Origin of the sequence: Parasphingopyxis sp. (genome assembly GCF_052168275.1) — a bacterium.
GTDB lineage: Bacteria > Pseudomonadota > Alphaproteobacteria > Sphingomonadales > Sphingomonadaceae > Parasphingopyxis.
Genome location: NZ_JBQLZM010000117.1, coordinates 1 through 18,590 on the forward strand (window position 1 = coordinate 1; position 18,590 = coordinate 18,590).

The following is an 18,590-nucleotide window of genomic DNA, read 5'->3' on the forward strand; positions in this document are numbered from 1 at the left end:
CGCGCCTCGCGCTGACCGCCACCGCCGACCGGCATACGCGCGCCGACATTCTCGAACAGCTCGGCATTCCGGAAGAGGGCGCGATCGTCGCCGGGTTCGACCGGCCCAATATCCGCTACGTCATCCAGCCGCGCGCCGGGATCGGGCGTCAGGTCAAGGCGCTGCTCGCCGACCAGCCGGGCGCGGGCATCGTCTATGCGACGAGCCGCGCCGCGACCGAAAAGCTCGCTGCCCAGATCGCGGCGACCGGGCGATCTGCAGGCGTCTATCATGCCGGCCTGCCGTCCGCAGAACGTGCGGCGAACCAGGCGGCCTTCGTCGCGTCCGAAGACATGGTGATGTGCGCGACGATCGCCTTCGGGATGGGCATCGACAAGCCCGACGTCCGTTTCGTCGCCCATACCGGCATCCCCAAGTCGATCGAGGCCTATTATCAGGAAACCGGCCGCGCGGGCCGCGACGGCGATCCGGCCGAAGCCCACCTCTTCTGGGGCGCGGAGGATTTCGTCCGCGCGCGGCGGCGCATCGAGACCGAGATCGAAGAGCATCGCCGCTCCGGCGAACGCGCGCGATTGAATGCGCTCGGCGCCCTGGTCGAGACCGCCGGCTGCCGCCGCGCGATCCTGCTCGGGTATTTCGGCGAAAACCCGCCCGAGCAATGCGGCAATTGCGACAATTGCCTCAATCCACCCAAAGCCGTCGACGCGACCGAAACCGCGCGCAAGTTCCTCTCCGCCGTCTATCGCACCGGCCAGCGCTTCGGCATGGGCCATGTCGGCGAAGTGCTGGCGGGCCGGGAGAACGAGCGGATCGTCAGCCTCGGCCATGACCGCCTCTCCGTCTTCGGTATCGTCGACGAAGAGGAGGAGCCGATGGTCAAGCCGGTCGCCCGCGCGCTGCAGACGCGCGACGCGCTGATCCAGACCGAACATGGCGGGCTGGCGCTCGGCCCCGCGGCCCGGCCGATCCTGAAAGGCGAAGAGGATGTCGCGCTCGTCCTGCCGCCGCGCAAGCCGCGCCCGCGTCGCGCAAGCGGCGACGCTAATCCCGTCGGCGATCCGCTGTTCGATGCGCTGCGCGAGAAACGCCGGCTCATCGCCGCGGAGAACGCCGTGCCGCCCTATGTCGTCTTTCACGATGCGACCCTGCGCGAAATGGCCAGTGCCAAGCCCGACAGCCTGTCCGCAATGGCGCGGATCTCGGGCGTCGGCGAACGCAAGCTCGCCACCTATGGCGAGGATTTCCTCGCCGTGATCGCGGCACATCGTTGAGGCTTGGTCGGCCATGAGGCGCCGGCCGCTTGCGCCGCCAGCCTTTCTGGCCATATGAGCGGGGGCAAGAGGAGACCAGCATGTTCCGTACCGTAACCGACCGTTTCCTGGCGTCGCCGCAAATCTCGACCGCCGATGTCGCCGAAGCGGCGAAACAGGGCGTTAAACTGATCATCAACAACCGGCCCGACGAGGAGGATCCGAACCAGCCGGCCGGTGCGGCGATCGCCGCGGCCGCGGCCGACGCGGGGCTCGACTATATTGCGATTCCGGTCACCCATGCCGGCTTTTCGGTGCCCCAGGTCGAGGCGATGCGCGAGGCGCTCGACGGCAATGACGGCAAGACGCTCGCCTTCTGCCGCTCGGGCACGCGCTCGACGCTGTTATGGGCGCTGGCCGAAGCGCATGACGGGCGCGATCCCGAGACGATCGCCGAAGAGGCGGCCGGCGCCGGATATGACGTCTCTCCGATCCGCTCGATCATGGACGCCTTCGCAGCGGCGAAATAGGCCGGCTCAGTTGCGATAGTCGAGCGGCGGGTCGCGGTCGCCCAATAAAGAACGGTATTCGTACTCCGGCCCGCGGGCGGCATCGAATTCCGCGCGGGCGGCCGTCCGGAGATCGGGACGAGTATAGAGTTCGACCGCGGCGAGCGCGAGCGCCTTCGCGGCGAGCTGCGCACCCCGATAGCCGATTGTCGTGCCGCTCGCCGCCGCCGACTGCCAGCTGTGCGAACTCGTGCCCGGCACCCAGGTCGCGATGCGGACGCCGACGGTGGGCGTCGCCCAGGAGACATCGCCGACATCGGTCGAGCCATAACCCAGAACGCGTTCATATGGCTGTATCTCGGCCGCGCTTTCGAGCGGCCGCGCCGCATCGCCCAGGCTTTCCGACAGCCGTTCGGCAAAGGCCGATTCTTCCGCCGTATATTCGAGGCCGCCCAGCCGGCGCAGATGTGCATCCATCATCCGCGCCAGCGTATCGTTGACCAGCAGCGGATTGTTGCCGTGGATGACTTCCCACTGGACCTCGGTCCCGGTGCCCATGGCAGCGCCGCGCGCAGCGGCTTCGAGGCGTTCCCAGATCGCCTCGACACCCGCCGGATCGGGGTGCCGCACATAATAGAATACTTCGGCGAAATCCGGGATGACGTTGGGCGCATTGCCGCCTTCGGTGATGACGTAATGGATGCGCGCATCCTGCGGGACATGCTCCCGCATGAGATTGACCATCATGTTGAGCGCCTCGACCCCATCGAGCGCCGAGCGGCCCTGTTCGGGCGCAGCCGCCGCATGGGCCGAGATGCCCGTGAAACGGAACTTGGCCGAGCGGTTGGCGAGGCTGGTCCGCGCGGCCGCGCTGTTCTCGTCATCGGCATGCCAGTGCAGCGCGAAATCGACATCGTCGAACAGCCCGGCGCGGACCATATAGACCTTGCCCGATCCGCCTTCCTCCGCCGGCGTCCCGTACAGCCGGATGCGCCCGGGTGTCCCTGTCGCCTCGAGCCATTGGCGGACGGCGATCGCCGCGGTCAGCGATCCGGCCCCGAACAGGTTGTGCCCGCAGGCATGGCTCGCCGGACGCTCGGCGACCGGATCGCGGACCGGCGCATCGGACTGGCTGATGCCGGGCAGCGCGTCGAATTCCGCAAGGATCGCGATGACCGGCCCGTCCGTCCCATATTCGGCCACGAAGGCGGTCGGGATTTCCGCCACGCCTTCGCGGATCGCAAAGCCGTGGCTTGCGAGCTCCGAGCGCAGCAGCGCGCTCGACCGGTTTTCCCGATAGCCGACCTCGGCCCATTCCCAGATCTGCCGCGCGACCGTGGCGGTCAGATCATATTGCGATTCGACGAGTTCGACAACATCAGGCGCGTCGCCCTGCGCTGCCTGGGCAGCAAGCGGTACGGAGCCGGAAACAGCGCAGATCGCGGCGACGGCGAGCGCGTATCGGCGCGCAATAGACAGATGCATGGCGAATCCCCTCTTCTCTTGCGCCTATCAACTCCAGCCTCGCGGCAAAAGCAATTGGCGACTATAGGGGCGGACATGGACATGGTGACCCTGATCGGATCGCTCGCCGCGGTGTTCATGCTGGCGGCGATCGCCTGGTGGCTGGGCATGGGCAAGGCCGTGCCGATCGCCGACGACGCGACGGCGTTGCGGCTGGCGCGCGACGCACAGAGCGGCTTCGAGCCGGCCGCCGTGGCGCGCGACCGGCGGGGCGGCAGCGCGCTCGTGGCGGGCGAAGACGGAAGCTTCCTTCTCATCCGCCCGCATGGCGCGCGGGTCGCCGCGCGAATGTTCCGCGCCCCTCCGGCGATCAGCCGCGACGGCGGAAAATTGAAAATCCACAGCGGCGAGCGCATGTTCGGCGACGTAATGCTCGATCTTGGCGAAGCCGAAGCGCAGCGCTGGGCCGATCAGCTGGAGAATGCGCGCCATGCCTGAAACGCTGCCCGATCCCGTCCAATATGCGGTGCCGGCTTTCGTGATACTGGTGCTCCTCGAGATGCTGGTCGCCCGGCGCGTCGATCCGAGCCGCTATGAGCCTAGGGATACGCTGACGTCGCTCCTGCTCGGCACCGGCAGTACGGTGGCGAGCGCACTGACCGGATCGGCCGTCATCGCGCTGTCGGTCTGGCTCTATCAGTTCCGCCTGTTCGATATCGGCTATGTCTGGTGGGCGTGGATCCTCGTCTTCCTGCTCGACGATCTCGCCTATTACGTCTTTCACCGCGCCGCGCATCGCGTCCGCTGGTTCTGGGCGAGCCATGTCATCCACCATTCGAGCCAGCATTATAATCTCTCGACCGCGCTCCGGCAGACCTGGACCGGTTTTTTCAGCGTCGCGTTCATTTTCAGCCTGCCGATCGTCCTGATCGGCTTTCCGGTCGAGATGCTGCTGTTCGCGAGCGGCGTGAACCTCGTCTACCAGTTCTGGATCCATACCGAGGCGATCGGCCGCATGCCGCGCTGGTTCGAGGCGGTCTTCAACACCCCGTCGCACCACCGCGTCCATCACGCGACCAACCCGCGCTATCTCGACAGGAACTACGCCGGCATGCTGATCATCTGGGACCGGATGTTCGGCACCTTCGAGCCGGAACGCGACGACGACCGTCCGCGCTACGGGATCATCAAGAATCTCGGCAGCTTCAACCTGTTATGGGCGGCCTTCCACGAATGGATCGGCATCGCGAAGGATGTCGCGACCGTGCCCGGAATCCGCAACAAGCTCGGCTATATCTTCCGCCCGCCGGGCTGGAGCCATGACGGGTCGCGCGACACGAGCGATACGATCAAGGCGCGCTGGCGGGAGCGGGAGCCGGAAGACGCCTCGGAGGCGGAGCCGAACCGCCTTGCCGCACAACCGGCGCCGCGTGGGACCTGAGCATGGCGCCGCCTTCCTCGCGCGACGAGATCGTCTGGAGGCTGCATCTGGCGTCGCCGCCCGAAGACGTGTTTGCGCTGCTTTCGACCGATGCAGGCCGCGAGCGTTTCTGGTGCGAGAGCTCCCGGCAATCGGGCGACCGGATCGCGATGTGCTTCATCAACGGCGTCGAAACCGAAACGCTTGTGCTGGCGTGCGCGCCGCCCGCGAGCATCGCATTCCGCTATTTCGGTTCCGATGTCCTTTTCGAACTCGCCCCGGACGGCAAGGGCGGGACCGACCTCACGCTCCGCAATCGCGGCGTTGCCGAAGACGAGTATGAGGAAGTCCTGGCGGGCTGGCTCAATGTCCTGTTCCCGCTCAAGGGTGCCGCCGATTTCGGGATCGACCTGCGCAGCCACGATCCGGCCCGGCTGTGGGACGACGGCTATATCGACCAGTGAAAAATGGGCCGGCGAGTCGCCTCGCCGGCCCAGTCATTCGCGGGAACGAACCTCTTCGAGAATTGTCGATCAGTAGTTGTAGGCGCGCTCGCCATGCTCGGCGAGATCGAGGCCTTCGCGTTCGGCCTCTTCGCTCACGCGACCGCCCGTCACCAGCTTGGCGATCGTGAAGGCGATGGCGGAACCGACGCCGGCCCAGACAACCGCGACGAGCACGCCCTGCAGCTGGATCACGAACTGGGCACCCGCGGCATAATCCGCATCGCCCGGTCCGCCGAGCCCCGGCATCATCGTGAAGGCCGTGCCGAGCGAGCCGACAATGCCGCCGATGCCGTGGATGCCGAACACATCGGCCGTATCGTCGAAGCCGAGCTTCGGCTTGATGACCGCGACGAACCAGAAGCACAGGACCGCCGCGACGGCGCCGAGCAGGATCGCGCCGAACGGCCCGCCATTGCCCGCCGCCGGCGTGACCGCGACGAGCCCGGCGATCGCGCCCGAACAGGCGCCGAGCAGCGAGCCCTTGCGGCCGGTAACCGCCTCGGCGAGCATCCAGAACAGCACGCCGGCCGCCGTCGCGACGAAGGTGTTGAGCACCGCGAGCGATGCAAAACCGTCGGCTTCGAGCGCCGAACCGCCGTTGAACCCGAACCAGCCGACCCAGAGCAGGCCCGTGCCGACCAGCGTCATCGTCAGCGAGTGCGGCGGCATCGCGTCTTTCTGATAGCCGAGCCGCTTGCCGAGGATCAAGCAGCCGACCAGGGCGGACACGCCCGCATTGATGTGGACCACCGTGCCGCCGGCGAAATCGAGCGCGCCCCATTCGAAGATCAGTCCACCGGCCGCCCAGACCATATGCGCGATCGGGAAATAGACGATCGTGAGCCAGATGAGGGCGAAAACCATGATCGTCGAAAATTTCGCCCGCTCGATCACGCCGCCGACGACGAGCGCCGCGGTGATCGCGGCGAAGGTCATCTGGAAGGCGATGAAGATGAACTCGGGGATCTCGACGCCGTCGGTGAAGGTGGCGACGGTCGAATCCGTGGTGATTCCAGCCAGGAAGACCTTGCCGAAATCGGCGATGAAGGCGTTTCCGGTATCGCCGAACGCCATCGAATAGCCATAGGTCACCCAGACGATCATCGCGAGACAGGCCACGGCCATGACCTGGGTCAGCACCGACGCCATGTTCTTCGTCCGCGCCAGGCCACCATAGAAAAGGGCGAGGCCCGGCACGATCATCACCATCACGAACGCGGTCGCGACGATCATCCAGGCGGTATCGCCCTTGTCGACCGTCGCGGCGGCCGTTTCGGCGGCCTCCTGGGCCCAAGCGGGAGCGGCGGCCAGCGCGGCCGCGGCAAAAGCGGAAATTTTCGTCAAAAGTCGCATCATCATCCCCCTACAGAGCCGTATCGTCGGTTTCGCCGGTGCGAATTCGCAGTGCAGCACCGACATCGAGCGTGAAGATCTTGCCGTCGCCGATCGATTCCGTGTTGGCGGCCGCGGCTATGGTCTCGACGACGCGCGGCGCCAGATCGTCGCTGACGACGGTCTCGATCCGGATCTTGGGAACCATGTTGGTCGCATATTCGGCGCCCCGATACACTTCGGTTTGGCCCTTTTGCCGACCGAAGCCCTTGACCTCGGTCGCGGTCATGCCCTGGACGCCCAGTTCGGACAGGGCTTCGCGCACCTCGTCCAGTTTGAACGGCTTGATGATAGCTATAATGAGTTTCATATCGCCTCCCTGTTCGGGACAAGATTGCTGCATCGCAACATGTCTGTCAAACGGGATTTGCTACAATAAGGGCGCTATCTGTGAAATATAATTACGAAAACTGCCCGGAAATGGCTGTTTTCCGAGCAAGGCGGGGATCGAAAATTTTTTCGCTTACGCCCGTGCGAGACGTTCGATATCGGGCATCGCGCCAGCCGCCGCGCGGCGGCCGATCGCGATCAGCTCCTCGGCCCGCGTGAAATTGGACGTGTCGATATGGCCGACCGGCAACGCGAGCTCGAGGTCCGGCGGATCGCGATCGAGCGACAACCGGGCAAGCTTCGACAGCATCAATCCGGTGGCGCCCCGCACGACCGAAAGCGTCGTGAGCCGCGCATGTTCGTTATCGCTTATGCCGACAGCCGCGCGCCGGGCCTGATAGTCGCCCTGCAGGTTGATCGCGACGACCGGACGCCCCTCGGCCATGGCCCTGGCGGGCGCGACCGGCACCGGCATCACCGCGCCGCCGTCCGACAATATCCGGCCCTCGCGGACCACGGGCTGGAAGATGCCGGGCAAAGCGATCGTCGCGTGGATGGCATCGCCCACCGGTCCGTGATCGAGAACGACCGGGTCTCCCGAGACGAGGTCGGCGGCGACGACGGCGGTGGGAATGGCAAGCGCTTCGAAGGTCAGGTCGCCGAGATGCTCCTCGACCAGCCGGGCGATGGCCTTGCCGCTGAGTACGGATCCGGGACGCCAATTGGGGCCGAGATACCGCAGGACCGTGCGCATCGAGGATGCCGAATGGGCGAGTTCTTCCAGCGTTTCGAGGCGGCCCGAGGCGAAGGCGATCGACACCACGCCGCCGATCGACGTGCCGGCGAGCGCGTTGACCCCGATTCCGGCCGCTTCCAGTTCGCGCAACACGCCGATATGCGCCCAGCCCAGCCCGGCGCCGCCACCGAGAGCGAGCGCGATCGTCACCGCGCCTCGGCGTCTCGGATAATCGCGCGCGCGGCCTCCAGATCGTCTTCATCGACCATCAGCCGCACCGGGATCATGATACCCACGCTTTCGGCGATGTTCATGCCCGTGTCGAAACAGACGGATCCGATGCCATCGGCCTGCAGGCGGCCATGGACGATCGCCGCTTCGGCGCCGCTCGAAAACCGACCCAGCTCGACCAGCGCCACCGGCTATGCGTCCGCGCCGAAATAGCGCGTGGTCGGGCGCACCGGCAGCCCGTCGATGCTCTCCGTCCGCCCCGCCACCTTGTCGAGCCAGGCCTGTTCCTCGGTCTGGATATGCGCCTTCTTGAGCGTTTCGCGGTCCTTCACCAGCTCCATCATCGGCACGCCCCAGCCGCAGCTCGTCTGCACAGTGTCGACCGCGATATCGAAAATCTGGCGGGTGCCGGGAAGCAGCTCGAAATGCGCGGCGAGATCGGCCCAGCCTTCATCCTGCGGCAAAACCGGCTGTCCGTGGCCGTAGATGCGGAAGATCAGCGCGGGATTTTCGAACGCGCAGAACATGAGCGTGATCCGCCCGTCCGCGACGAGATGCGCATGGGTCTCGTTCCCCGATCCGCCAAGATCGAGATAGGCGACGCGGTTCGGGCCGAGCACGCGGAAACTGTCATAGCCCTTGGGCGAGAGATTGATCCGGCCATCGGCCGCCGCCGTGGCGACGAAGAACATCGGCTGTTTCTCGACAAAGGCGATATGCTTCTCGGTCAGCGCGTCGAAAAAATCGGCCATCGCTTGGTTCCTTTGATCCGTGGCGCCATCAGGCCGCCGTTCCGCCGACGGTCAGCCCGTCGACCAGCAATGTCGGCTGTCCCACACCCGCCGGAATCGACTGGCCGGCCTTGCCGCAAATACCGATGCCCTCGTCGAGCGCCAGGTCGTTGCCGATCGCGGCGACTTTCGTGAGCACGGTCGGGCCGTCGCCGATCAGGGTCGCGCCCTTGATCGGCGCGCCGATCTTGCCGTTCTTCACACGATAGGCCTCGGTGCAGCTGAACACGAACTTGCCGCTCGTGATGTCGACCTGCCCGCCGCCGAAGCTCTTGGCGAAGATGCCGTCCTTGACCCGGCTCATGATCTCGTCCGGATCGTCCTCGCCCGCGCGCATGAAGGTGTTGGTCATTCGCGGCATCGGCGCATGGGCGAAGCTTTCGCGCCGTCCGTTGCCGGTGGCCGGCACGCCCATCAGCCGGGCGTTCATGCGGTCCTGCATATAGCCGGCGAGGATGCCGTCCTCGATCAACACGGTTTCCTGGGTCGGCGTGCCCTCGTCGTCGATCGACAGCGATCCGCGGCGGTCGGCGATCGACCCGTCATCGACCACCGTGACGCCCGGCGCGGCGACGCGCTCCCCGATCCGGCCCGAAAAGGCGGACGTGCCCTTGCGGTTGAAATCGCCTTCCAGGCCATGGCCGATCGCCTCGTGCAGCAACACGCCGGGCCAGCCGGGACCGAGCACGACGGTCATTTCGCCGGCCGGGGCGGGCTCGGATGCCAGGTTGACGATGGCCTGGGCCAGCGCCTCGTCGATCGCCCGGTTCCAGTTGCCGGGTTCGAACAGCCGCTCATAGAGATAGCGCCCGCCCATGCCGAAAAACCCAGTCTCGCGCCGGCCGTTTTCCTCGACGACTATGGAGACATTGAGCCGGACGAGCGGCCGGATATCGGTCGCGACATAGCCGTCGGGCCGGACGATCTCGACCACGCTCCACGAGCCGGAAAGCCCCGCCGTCACCTGCACGACGCGCGGATCGCGCGCGCGGGCCGCGGCGTCGATCTGTTCGCACAGCGCCACCTTCTCCGCGAACGGGACCAGCGTCAGCGGGTCATTGTCCGTATAGAGATGCCGGTTGGTCGGCCGCGGCGGCGCCTGGCGCGGCTGCGTCGACGGATCGAGCAGGCGCATCGTTTCACCGGCCCGGCGGATCGCCGCCTCGCTGATCTCGTTGGCATGGGCGAAGGCCGTGGTCTCGCCCGATACGCCGCGCAATCCGAACCCCGCCTCGGTGCTGTAATCGGCGGTCTTCAGCCGCCCGTCGTCGAAAGCGAAGGCCTCGCTGGCGCTATATTGGAGATACAGTTCGCCATCGTCGGCGGTTTTCAGGATCTCGGCCGCCAGCGATTGTGCGCGATCGGGATCGAGCGCATCGGGGCGGTAGAGGAGCGAGCGGGGGTCGGAAGCTATCGTCATGCTCCCGATATAAGGCGATTAGCCGGCGGATACACCCTTGTCGGGCGCATTTCCGCCCGCGCCGGTATCGGCCGGCCCGCCGATCAGGACAAAGCGCCGATCGCAATAGCCGCAATCGACAAAGCCCGCTTCGTCGATCTCGAGCCAGACACGCGGATGGCCGAGCGCCGCGCCGCCGGGGATATCGTCTGCGCCGTCACAGGCGACGCGGGATTCGGCGACACGGATGGTTTCGGGTTGGTCGGTCATGATGGCGCCGCGCATAGCAAGCGTCCGATTGGCGCGCAATCGGATTGGACGATCCCGATCGACGATGAAGACGGGCCGCGGCGACGGGCCGGGACCGATGGCCGGATCAGGCCGGGCCGGACTGGAATATCCGCGCGGCGAGCGTCGCGGAAGCCGCGAACTCGCCGACGATCATGGTCCAGAAGGATGAGAGCGATTGCCAAGTCATGAGCCCCCGATACGCCCCGAACCGTTAAGCCAATTCTGACAAACGGGCCTAAGAAAAGCTTTACCGCGATCCGCCGGTTTACAGCGCATTAACCATGTTGCTTGAGCCGATCTTGACGATAACCGTGCAAAAGAAGGCTTCTGGATCCGGGGGGATTTATGAAACGCGAACTGTTTTGGGCCATTCTGGCCCCGGCTTTGGCTGCGGGCCCTGTCGGTGCCGCGCATGCCGCGGACGAAAGCGCCGATTCCGAGGCGGTGATCGTCACGCCGCTCTCGCTGGTCAACACCAGCGATCTGGAATTCGGAACGCTGCTTGCCGGCCCGACCGCGGGCACGGTGGTCATCAATCCCAATAACGACGCCCGCTCGGTAACCGGCGGCGTCACGGCGGCCGGTTCGGGGGGGCAGGCCGCCCAGTTCTGGACCTATGGCGGGCCGCGGCAGTTTATCTACGTTACCCGCGGCCCGCTCCCGGTGCTCGATCGCGTCGGCGGAGGCGGCAGCATGGCAGTCTCGCAACTGACGCTCAACGGATCGGTGTTCCGCTACCTGAGCAACGCCGGCCTGCTCGATCTGCGCGTGGGGGGCAGATTGCAGGTCGGCGCCAACCAGGCACCCGGCATCTATGAAGGCGATTTCCAGATCACCGTTACCTATTTCTAGCTTGCGTCGCGCACTCGAGTATCGCGGCGGACAAGCCGCCGCATCGTCTGCCTGGAAGCGGGCCGCGCGATGCCGCCCGGTCCGAACGGATTGCCGGAATCAACGATAGTCGACGGTAACGTTGAAGGTCCCGTCGTAAATGCCGGCCGACTGGTTGACGCCCACCTGAAGCCGGCCGGCGACATAGAAAGTGCGTTGCCCGGATGCGTCCAGCCGTTTGTTGAAACCGCCATTGATCCGCACCTGATCCATGGTCATCGTCGCACCGCCGCCCTGACGCGACAGCGTGACCGGAGCGGCCGGAATCGTGATGCGCACATCCTGGCTGGAGGGGCCGCTGATCAGGAATTCGCCGCGCTGGCAATCGGTGCCGATCAGCGTCACGCCGCCTTGCGCCGTACAATTGCCGTTGTTCCGGTTGATTACGATATTGCCGGCAGTGGCGCTCGGAATGATGGTGCCGAAATCGAGCACTGAAATCTGGGTCAGCGCCAGCGCCTCCGAAATATCGGTTTCGGCCGTGCCGTTCGTGTTTGCAGCGTGAAGCGGCATGGCGGCCAGTAAGGCCGACGATGCTATGCCGACAAGCGCCCCCCGGCGCGCAATGGCAGTCTTTCGATTCATCTCGATTGTTCCCCCGAGACCGCTTGTCGCGGAAACCGGCAAATATCCGCCGAACAAGTCTGGTTAAGGGCATGGAAAGGATAAAGAGGCCGGCGGCGCTTTGCGGCATCGGCGCGACGCGCTATGCGCTGCGGACATGACCGATGCAGCCATTCACGTCGAAAACGTCACGAAAATCTACGAAGGCGAAACCCGCGCGCTCGACAGCGTCAATCTGACGGTACCGCGTGGCACGATCTTCGGGCTGCTCGGCCCCAATGGCGCCGGCAAGTCGACGCTGATCAACATCCTTGCCGGGCTGGTCAACAAGACCGCCGGCTCCGCTTCGATCTGGGGCTTCGATATCGATCGCGATCCGCGCAACGCCAAGGCCAGCATCGGCATCGTCAATCAGGAGATCACTTTCGACCCCTTCTTCACGCCGGCTGAAACGCTCGACATACAGGCCGGGCTGTACGGCGTCTCCCGGCGCGCCAAACGCACGGCCGAACTGCTGAGGGCGGTCCGGCTCGAGGACAAGGCCGACGCCTATGCCCGCACCCTTTCGGGCGGGATGAAACGCCGCCTCATGGTCGCCAAGGCGATGGTCCATTCGCCGCCCGTGCTCGTCCTCGACGAACCGACGGCCGGCGTCGATATCGATCTGAGGCGCCAGCTTTGGGACTATGTCCGCGAACTGCATGCGGGCGGCGTGACCGTGGTCCTCACCACCCATTATCTCGAGGAAGCCGAAGAGCTGTGCGACCGGATCGCGATCATCAATCACGGCAAGCTGATCGCCGACAAGCCGACTCGCGAGCTCGTCAACATGGCACAGGAAAAGGCCGTTGTCGTCACGGTCGAGGATGACATCGCGACGCCGCCGGACACGGCCGCTTTCGAAAAGGTCGAGCAGATCGACGCGCGCACGCTGTCGATCACCTATCGCAAGGACAGGGTGAATGCCGGCGATGTGCTGACCGCGCTGAGCGAGGCCGGACACAATATCATCGACGTTTCGACCCGCGAGGCCGATCTCGAGGACGTGTTTCTCAATCTGACCCAGGCTGCGGCGTGAGCGATCACGACGTCCTGATCATCGGCTCCGGCGCGGCCGGGCTGACCGCGGCGATCACGCTCGCCGAGCGGTTCAGGGTGCTCGTCCTCGCCAAGGGCGCCATATCGGGCGGATCGACGGCCTGGGCGCAGGGCGGCATCGCCGCCGTTCTGGAACCGGGCGACACGTTCGAAAGCCATATCGAAGACACGATGGACGCCGGCGCGGGGCTCAACCGCAGGGAGACGGTCGAATTCGTCGTCGAGAACGCGCCGCGCGCGATCGCGCGCCTCGTCGAGCTCGGCGTACCGTTCAACGTCGAAGAGGATGGCGACCTGCACCTGACGCGGGAGGGCGGGCACAGCCATCGCCGCATCGTCCATGTCGACGATGCCACCGGCTGGGCGGTGCAGGAAGCGCTGGAACGCGCCGCCGAAGCCAACCCAAACATCACCATGCTGCCCGACATGGTGGCGATCGACCTGATCACCGATCGGCACGCCGACGCGCCGACCGGGACCGACCATGTCTGGGGCGCCTATGCGTTCAACAAGGCGAGCGGCCACGTCGAAACCTTCGCCGCGCGCGCCACGATCTTGGCGACCGGCGGAGCGGGGCGCACCTATCTCTTCTCGACCGCGCCGCGCGGCGCGACCGGCGACGGCATCGCCATGGCATGGCGCGCCGGGTGCAGCATTTCCAACATGGAATTCATGCAGTTCCACCCGACCTGCCTCTACAATCTCGAGGTCAAGAATTTCCTGATCACCGAGGCGGTGCGCGGCGAGGGCGGGCATCTCAAACTGCCCCATGACTCGCCCAATCCCGGCCATCGCTTCATGCCGGAATTCGATAGCCGGGAGGAACTCGCCCCGCGCGATATCGTCGCCCGCGCGATCGACCATGAGATCAAGCGGCTGGGCCTCGATTACGTCCATCTCGATATCAGCCATCGCGAACCGGAATTCGTGAAGGAGCATTTCCCGAACATCTACGAGAAACTCATCGGCCTCGGCATCGATATGACGGGGGAGCCGATCCCGGTCGTCCCCGCGCAACACTATACCTGCGGCGGCGTGCGCATCGATCTCGACGGCCGCACAGACCTGCCCGGTCTGTATGCCGCGGGCGAGGTCAGCGAGAGCGGGCTGCACGGCGCCAACCGGCTCGCGTCCAACAGCCTGCTCGAATGTTTCGTGTTCGGCGAGGCGGCGGCCAACCATATCCGCGCGCGCTGGGACGACCTGCCCGCGCCGCCCGCGATCCAGCCCTGGGACGAAAGCCGGGTGACCGATTCCGACGAGGAGGTCGTCGTCCAGCACAACTGGCGCGAGATCCGCCGCTTCATGTGGGACTATGTCGGGATCGTCCGCACCACGAAGCGCCTGGAGCGCGCCCAGCATCGCGTCGAGCTGCTGCGCCAGGAGGTCGACGACTATTACGGCAATTTCCGTGTGACGCCCGACCTGATCGAACTCCGCAACCTGATCGAGGTCGCCGCGCTGATCGTCCGTTCGGCGCTGGCCCGCAAGGAAAGCCGCGGCCTGCACTATACGACCGACTATCCGGAGCTGGCGAAGAATGCGGTGGATACCGTCCTCAAACCATAGTATCGGGCAGTCATGACCAGCGGATACGAAATGATCTGACCGTGGCGGGCGGCTCCGTGTCGCCTACTCTTTACAGCCACGCCCGATGGCCGCGCGCATGCCAGAGCGCCGCCATGCGCAAGCGACGCATTTCATCGTCCTGACCCGTTCGCCGCTGGAGCCTCCGATGCCTCTCCCAAGATTTCTGCGCGCCTATTACGCCTATGTCTTCCTGTTCGATTTCATGCTCGGCTATGCGATCTACACTGTCTATTTCCAGCTGAGCGGGCTCGACGTCTGGGGCATCGCCCTGCTCTTCGTAATCTGGTCGGTCGTAGCGGCGATATTCGAGATTCCCTCGGGCGCGTTGGCCGATCATTTCGACCGCCGCTGGCAGATGATGGCAGCGCCGCTGGTGAAAGCCGTCGCCTTCATCATCTGGGCGCTGGCCGGCGGCAGTTTCGTCCTGTTCGCGATCGGCTTCGTCGTCTGGAGCTTCGCCGATTCTCTCGTATCGGGCTGCAAACAGGCGCTGCTCTACGAGCATGTGGAAGCGGCGGGACAGGCGGAGGAGTATGACCGCGTGCTCGGCCGCGACCGGGCGATCGTCGAGATCAGCGCAGGCGTCGCGCTGATTCTCGGCGGCATTGTCGGCCATTTTTCGATGCCGCTCGCCCTGTGGCTCGCCGTACCGCCGCTGGCGCTTGCCGCGATCATCGCTTTCTGGCTCCCCGACATCCGCCTGCGGCCCGAAGCGGTCGCGGACCGACCCGGCTATTTCAGCCATGTCACAGAAGCGCTCAGCGAATTCCGGCGAAGCGCGGATTTGCGGTTCATCACTGCCTATCTCACGCTCGGCATCATGCTGTTCGGCGTGCTCGAAGAGTTCGATCCGCTTTACTATCTCGCCGTCGGCATGCCGATCTGGAGCTTCGGGTTGATCGGCGCGCTCGCCATTGCCGCCTATGCCGCAGCCAATGTCTCCGCGCACCGCTTTGCGGGCTTTCGCGCGGGCGGCTGGCTGTTTCCGCTGGCGGGCGGCTGTTTGCTTCTCACGGCGGGCATCGCCGAATCGGCCTGGCTGCTCATTCCGCTGATGATGGCCTATATCTGCGCCGCGCCCGTCTGGGTGCTGGGCGAGGCGAAATTTCAGCGCGTCATGGGCGGCGCAAGCCGCGCGACGACGACATCGACGATGATGTTCTTCCATTGCGTCGCCAGCATCGGCATGTGCCTGGCGATCGGCGGCCTCGCGCTGGCGATCGGGCTGATCCCGACATATGGCTGGTGCGGCGTCTATCTGATCGCCTTTTCGGCCTGGGCGTGGTGGAGGGACCGCAAGGGCCAAAGTGCCATCTAAGTCCCTTTGCCCCGCGCCCGCCATCGGCTAGACCCGCCCGATGCCTGAGGGGAAGCATCTCTATCTCGTCGACGGATCGAGCTATATTTTCCGCGCCTATCACCGGTTGCCACCGCTGACCAACGTCCGCGGCGAGCCGGTCGGCGCGGTCTATGGCTATACGACGATGCTGTGGAAGCTGGTCGACCAGCTCAACGCCGAGCAAGGTCCGACGCATCTCGCCGTGATCCTCGATGCGAGTTCGGAAACCTTCCGCAACGAGATCTACGATCAATACAAGGCGAACCGGCCCGAACCGCCCGAGGACCTGGTCCCGCAATTCCCGATGATCCGCGATGCCACGCGCGCCTTTTCACTGCCCTGCATCGAGGAGCTGGGCTTCGAGGCGGACGACCTCATCGCCTCCTATGCCAAGGTCGCGCTCAAGGAGGGATGGAAGGTCACGATCGTCAGTTCGGACAAGGATCTGATGCAACTGATCGAACCCGGACTCGATCTCTACGACACGATGAACGACCGCAAGCTCGGACGCGATCACGTGCTCGACAAGTTCGGCGTCGAGCCCGACAAGCTCGGCGAGGTACTCGCGCTGATGGGGGACACGTCGGACAATATCCCCGGCGTCACCGGTATCGGCCCGAAAACCGCCTCCAAGCTGATCAACGAATATGGCACGGTCGAGGCCGTGCTCGAGGCCGCGCCGGACATGAAAAAGTCCAAGATGCGCGACAACCTGGTCGAGCAGGCGGACAATGCCCGCATGTCGCGGCTTCTGGTGACGCTCAAGGACGACGTCCCGCTGCCCGAACCGCTCGAGGATTTCGAGCTGGACGGTATTCCCGAGGGGCCGCTGCGCGAGTTTCTCAACCATCACGGCTTCAAGTCGCTGCTCACCCGGATCGGCGGCGAAACGGCCAACGCCGAGATGGCACAGCACAGCGAGACGGGCGCCGAGGAGGGCGATGACGAGCCGCCGATCGACCGCAGCGCGTACGAAACGGTGACCGACGAAGCCGCGCTCGACCGCTGGATCGCCGAGGCGCATCGCATCGGCCATGTCGCCGTCGATACCGAGACCGACAGCCTGGAATCGGTGACCGCCAGGCTGGTCGGCGTGTGCCTCGCCACCGAACCCGGCAAGGCCTGCTATATCCCGCTCGGCCATGGCGGCGGCGACCTGCTCGGCGAGAATCCCGACCAGATCGATTTCGATACGGCGATCGCCAAGCTCAAGCCGCTGTTCGAGGATCCCGCCGTGCTCAAGATCGGCCACAATCTCAAATATGACATGGGCGTACTCGCCCAGCACGATATCGTACTCGCGCCGATCGACGACACGATCGTGATGAGCTTCGATCTCGAAGCCGGCATGCACGGCCACGGCATGGACGAGATCGCCGAGCGGTTCCTCGGTCATCAATGCATCACGTTCAAGGATGTGGTCGGGACCGGCAAGAAGCAGATTTCCTTCGCCGAAGTGCCGCTCGACAGAGCCACCGAATATGCGGCCGAAGACGCCGATGTGACCCTGCGGCTCTGGAAGCGGCTGAAGCCGCGTCTTCCGGCGGACAGGGTGACGCGCGTCTACGAGCTGGTCGACCGGCCGCTGATTCCGGTGATCGCGCGCATGGAATGCGCGGGCATCAAGGTCGATCGCGAGGAGCTGGCGCGGCTGTCGGCCGATTTCGCCGAGCAGATGGAAGCGACCGAGCAGGAGGTTCACGCGATGGCCGGCGAACCGTTCGCCATCGGCAGCCCGAAACAGCTTGGCGAAATCCTGTTCGACAAGATGGGGCTGAAAGGCGGGCGCAAGGGCAAGTCCGGCGTCTGGTCGACCGACGTCAACGAGATGGAGCGCCTCGCGCGCGACGGCGAGCCGATCGCCCGGAAGATCCTCGACTGGCGACAGCTGTCGAAGCTGAAATCCACCTATACCGACGCGCTGCAGGCGGAGATCAACCCCAAGACCGGACGCGTCCATACCAGCTACAGCCTCACCGGCGCGCAGACCGGGCGGCTGGCCTCGACCGAGCCGAACCTGCAGAACATTCCGATCCGCACCGAAATCGGCCGCAAGATCCGTTTCGCCTTCGTCGCCGAGCCCGGCAACGTCCTTCTCGCCGCGGATTACAGCCAGATCGAGCTCCGGCTGGCCGCGCACATGGCCGATGTGCCGGCGCTCAAGGAGGCGTTCGAAGCGGGCGAGGATATTCACAACCGCACGGCGCAGGAGCTGTTCGGCGAGGTCGACCGCGACACGCGCGGCAAGGCGAAGACGATCAATTTCGCGATTCTGTACGGGATATCGCGCTGGGGCCTGGCCGGGCGGCTCGAAATCACGCCCGACGAAGCGCAGGACATGATCGACAAGTATTTCGACCGTTTCCCGGGCATCAACCAATATATCACCCAGACGCTGACCGCGGCGCGCGAAACCGGCTTCACCGAAACCCTGTTCGGGCGGAAAACGCATTTCCCGCGCCTCAGAAGCAAGGTGCAGCATGAGCGGCAGGGCAGCGAACGCGCCGCGATCAACGCCCCGATCCAGGGCACGAGCGCCGACATCATCAAGCGGGCGATGGCGCGAATGGGGCCCGCGCTCGCCAGGGAAGGCCTGGATGACGTCAGGATGCTGCTCCAGGTTCATGACGAACTGGTCTTCGAACTGCCTGAAAATCAGGTGGAATCCGCCTCGGCGGTGATCAGTGACGTCATGGCGTCAGCCGCCGAGCCGCTCGTCAGGATCGACGTGCCGCTCGCCGTCGATATCGGTACCGGCCCGAGCTGGGGCGCCGCGCATTGAGCTGTCC

19 protein-coding genes are annotated in these 18,590 nt (G+C 65.4%); 10 read left to right on the forward strand and 9 right to left on the reverse strand.

Translation table 11 applies throughout. The features are described 5' to 3' along the window. Together ACTS1X_RS10460 and ACTS1X_RS10465 are read left to right on the forward strand one after the other, a co-directional pair. Positions 1 to 1,271 (forward strand): RecQ family ATP-dependent DNA helicase (locus tag ACTS1X_RS10460; protein ID WP_442614336.1); only part of this gene is annotated, 1,271 nt, incomplete at its 5' end. A gap of 80 nt (positions 1,272 to 1,351) precedes the next feature. Then, positions 1,352 to 1,780 carry a TIGR01244 family sulfur transferase gene (locus tag ACTS1X_RS10465; RefSeq protein WP_442614337.1) on the forward strand — a complete coding sequence of 143 codons (429 nt, stop codon included), beginning with the start codon at positions 1,352 to 1,354 and terminating at the stop codon, positions 1,778 to 1,780. Positions 1,781 to 1,786: 6 nt separating this feature from the next. Here ACTS1X_RS10465 and ACTS1X_RS10470 read toward each other — a convergent pair whose 3' ends face one another. Then, complete coding sequence (locus ACTS1X_RS10470) at positions 1,787 to 3,244, reverse strand: amidohydrolase (protein ID WP_442614338.1); 1,458 nt, start codon at positions 3,242 to 3,244, stop codon at positions 1,787 to 1,789. Positions 3,245 to 3,319: 75 nt separating this feature from the next. Here ACTS1X_RS10470 and ACTS1X_RS10475 point away from each other — a divergent pair, with 75 nt between their 5' ends. Genes ACTS1X_RS10475 through ACTS1X_RS10485 form a run of 3 tightly spaced genes read left to right on the forward strand, consistent with a single transcriptional unit; the run spans position 3,320 to position 5,107 of the window. Next, a complete protein-coding gene (locus ACTS1X_RS10475; RefSeq protein WP_442614339.1) occupies positions 3,320 to 3,721 on the forward strand; it encodes a hypothetical protein in 402 nt (133 codons plus the stop codon). After that, positions 3,705 to 4,664 carry a sterol desaturase family protein gene (locus ACTS1X_RS10480; RefSeq protein ID WP_442614340.1) on the forward strand — a complete coding sequence of 320 codons (960 nt, stop codon included), beginning with the start codon at positions 3,705 to 3,707 and terminating at the stop codon, positions 4,662 to 4,664. Before ACTS1X_RS10475 ends, ACTS1X_RS10480 begins: the two co-directional genes overlap by 17 nt. Before the next feature lie 2 nt (positions 4,665 to 4,666). Continuing rightward, on the forward strand, positions 4,667 to 5,107 hold the full coding sequence (locus tag ACTS1X_RS10485; protein WP_442614341.1) for an SRPBCC domain-containing protein: 441 nt from the start codon (positions 4,667 to 4,669) through the stop codon (positions 5,105 to 5,107). Between the two features lie 69 nt (positions 5,108 to 5,176). Here ACTS1X_RS10485 and ACTS1X_RS10490 read toward each other — a convergent pair whose 3' ends face one another. The 7 genes from ACTS1X_RS10490 to ACTS1X_RS10520 all read right to left on the reverse strand — a co-directional run bounded on the left by ACTS1X_RS10490 (position 5,177) and on the right by ACTS1X_RS10520 (position 10,298). Then, positions 5,177 to 6,505, reverse strand: coding sequence for an ammonium transporter (locus tag ACTS1X_RS10490; RefSeq protein WP_442614392.1), 1,329 nt, complete (start codon positions 6,503 to 6,505; stop codon positions 5,177 to 5,179). 7 nt (positions 6,506 to 6,512) lie between these two features. After that, a complete protein-coding gene (locus ACTS1X_RS10495; RefSeq protein WP_442614342.1) occupies positions 6,513 to 6,851 on the reverse strand; it encodes a P-II family nitrogen regulator in 339 nt (112 codons plus the stop codon). 153 nt (positions 6,852 to 7,004) lie between these two features. After that, positions 7,005 to 7,817: a patatin-like phospholipase family protein gene (locus ACTS1X_RS10500; protein WP_442614343.1), complete on the reverse strand. Its 813-nt coding sequence runs from the start codon at positions 7,815 to 7,817 to the stop codon at positions 7,005 to 7,007. Continuing rightward, positions 7,814 to 8,026: a putative signal transducing protein gene (locus ACTS1X_RS10505; protein ID WP_442614344.1), complete on the reverse strand. Its 213-nt coding sequence runs from the start codon at positions 8,024 to 8,026 to the stop codon at positions 7,814 to 7,816. Before ACTS1X_RS10505 ends, ACTS1X_RS10500 begins: the two co-directional genes overlap by 4 nt. Positions 8,027 to 8,029: 3 nt before the next feature. Next, positions 8,030 to 8,590 (reverse strand): pyridoxamine 5'-phosphate oxidase family protein, encoded by a 561-nt coding sequence (locus ACTS1X_RS10510; protein ID WP_442614345.1) that lies wholly within the window; start codon positions 8,588 to 8,590, stop codon positions 8,030 to 8,032. Between the two features lie 28 nt (positions 8,591 to 8,618). After that, positions 8,619 to 10,049, reverse strand: a complete 1,431-nt coding sequence (gene tldD, locus ACTS1X_RS10515) for a metalloprotease TldD (protein WP_442614346.1) — start codon at positions 10,047 to 10,049, stop codon at positions 8,619 to 8,621. Between the two features lie 18 nt (positions 10,050 to 10,067). Beyond that, entirely contained in the window at positions 10,068 to 10,298 is a 231-nt protein-coding gene (locus ACTS1X_RS10520) for a zinc-finger domain-containing protein (RefSeq protein ID WP_442614347.1), read from the reverse strand. A 366-nt stretch (positions 10,299 to 10,664) separates the two neighbouring features. Between ACTS1X_RS10520 and ACTS1X_RS10525 the strand changes: the two genes are divergently transcribed. Further along, the gene (locus ACTS1X_RS10525) at positions 10,665 to 11,171 is read left to right on the forward strand and encodes a DUF4402 domain-containing protein (protein WP_442614348.1); all 507 of its coding nucleotides are present in this window, start codon (positions 10,665 to 10,667) and stop codon (positions 11,169 to 11,171) included. A 99-nt stretch (positions 11,172 to 11,270) separates the two neighbouring features. Here ACTS1X_RS10525 and ACTS1X_RS10530 read toward each other — a convergent pair whose 3' ends face one another. After that, positions 11,271 to 11,837 (reverse strand): DUF4402 domain-containing protein, encoded by a 567-nt coding sequence (locus ACTS1X_RS10530; protein ID WP_442614349.1) that lies wholly within the window; start codon positions 11,835 to 11,837, stop codon positions 11,271 to 11,273. Positions 11,838 to 11,931: 94 nt separating this feature from the next. Between ACTS1X_RS10530 and ACTS1X_RS10535 the strand changes: the two genes are divergently transcribed. The 4 genes from ACTS1X_RS10535 (at position 11,932) to polA (ending at position 18,583) form a co-directional block, all read left to right on the forward strand. After that, a complete protein-coding gene (locus tag ACTS1X_RS10535) occupies positions 11,932 to 12,852 on the forward strand; it encodes an ABC transporter ATP-binding protein (RefSeq protein ID WP_442614350.1) in 921 nt (306 codons plus the stop codon). After that, positions 12,849 to 14,441 carry an L-aspartate oxidase gene (gene nadB / locus ACTS1X_RS10540; protein ID WP_442614351.1) on the forward strand — a complete coding sequence of 531 codons (1,593 nt, stop codon included), beginning with the start codon at positions 12,849 to 12,851 and terminating at the stop codon, positions 14,439 to 14,441. Before ACTS1X_RS10535 ends, nadB begins: the two co-directional genes overlap by 4 nt. A gap of 97 nt (positions 14,442 to 14,538) precedes the next feature. Continuing rightward, positions 14,539 to 15,780, forward strand: coding sequence for an MFS transporter (locus tag ACTS1X_RS10545; protein ID WP_442614352.1), 1,242 nt, complete (start codon positions 14,539 to 14,541; stop codon positions 15,778 to 15,780). A gap of 40 nt (positions 15,781 to 15,820) precedes the next feature. Then, positions 15,821 to 18,583 carry a DNA polymerase I gene (gene polA / locus ACTS1X_RS10550; protein WP_442614353.1) on the forward strand — a complete coding sequence of 921 codons (2,763 nt, stop codon included), beginning with the start codon at positions 15,821 to 15,823 and terminating at the stop codon, positions 18,581 to 18,583. The last annotated feature ends 7 nt before the right edge of the window (positions 18,584 to 18,590 follow it).

Coding starts and splice junctions, on each gene's coding strand:
- tldD (WP_442614346.1), bottom strand. CDS start 10,049: ATGACGATAGCTTCCGACCCCCGCTCGCTCCTCTACCGCCCCGATGCG.
- ACTS1X_RS10475 (WP_442614339.1), top strand. CDS start 3,320: ATGGACATGGTGACCCTGATCGGATCGCTCGCCGCGGTGTTCATGCTG.
- ACTS1X_RS10495 (WP_442614342.1), bottom strand. CDS start 6,851: ATGAAACTCATTATAGCTATCATCAAGCCGTTCAAACTGGACGAGGTG.
- ACTS1X_RS10520 (WP_442614347.1), bottom strand. CDS start 10,298: ATGACCGACCAACCCGAAACCATCCGTGTCGCCGAATCCCGCGTCGCC.
- ACTS1X_RS10465 (WP_442614337.1), top strand. CDS start 1,352: ATGTTCCGTACCGTAACCGACCGTTTCCTGGCGTCGCCGCAAATCTCG.
- ACTS1X_RS10535 (WP_442614350.1), top strand. CDS start 11,932: ATGACCGATGCAGCCATTCACGTCGAAAACGTCACGAAAATCTACGAA.
- ACTS1X_RS10525 (WP_442614348.1), top strand. CDS start 10,665: ATGAAACGCGAACTGTTTTGGGCCATTCTGGCCCCGGCTTTGGCTGCG.
- ACTS1X_RS10510 (WP_442614345.1), bottom strand. CDS start 8,590: ATGGCCGATTTTTTCGACGCGCTGACCGAGAAGCATATCGCCTTTGTC.
- polA (WP_442614353.1), top strand. CDS start 15,821: ATGCCTGAGGGGAAGCATCTCTATCTCGTCGACGGATCGAGCTATATT.
- ACTS1X_RS10480 (WP_442614340.1), top strand. CDS start 3,705: ATGCGCGCCATGCCTGAAACGCTGCCCGATCCCGTCCAATATGCGGTG.
- ACTS1X_RS10490 (WP_442614392.1), bottom strand. CDS start 6,505: ATGATGCGACTTTTGACGAAAATTTCCGCTTTTGCCGCGGCCGCGCTG.
- ACTS1X_RS10470 (WP_442614338.1), bottom strand. CDS start 3,244: ATGCATCTGTCTATTGCGCGCCGATACGCGCTCGCCGTCGCCGCGATC.
- ACTS1X_RS10545 (WP_442614352.1), top strand. CDS start 14,539: ATGCCAGAGCGCCGCCATGCGCAAGCGACGCATTTCATCGTCCTGACC.
- ACTS1X_RS10485 (WP_442614341.1), top strand. CDS start 4,667: ATGGCGCCGCCTTCCTCGCGCGACGAGATCGTCTGGAGGCTGCATCTG.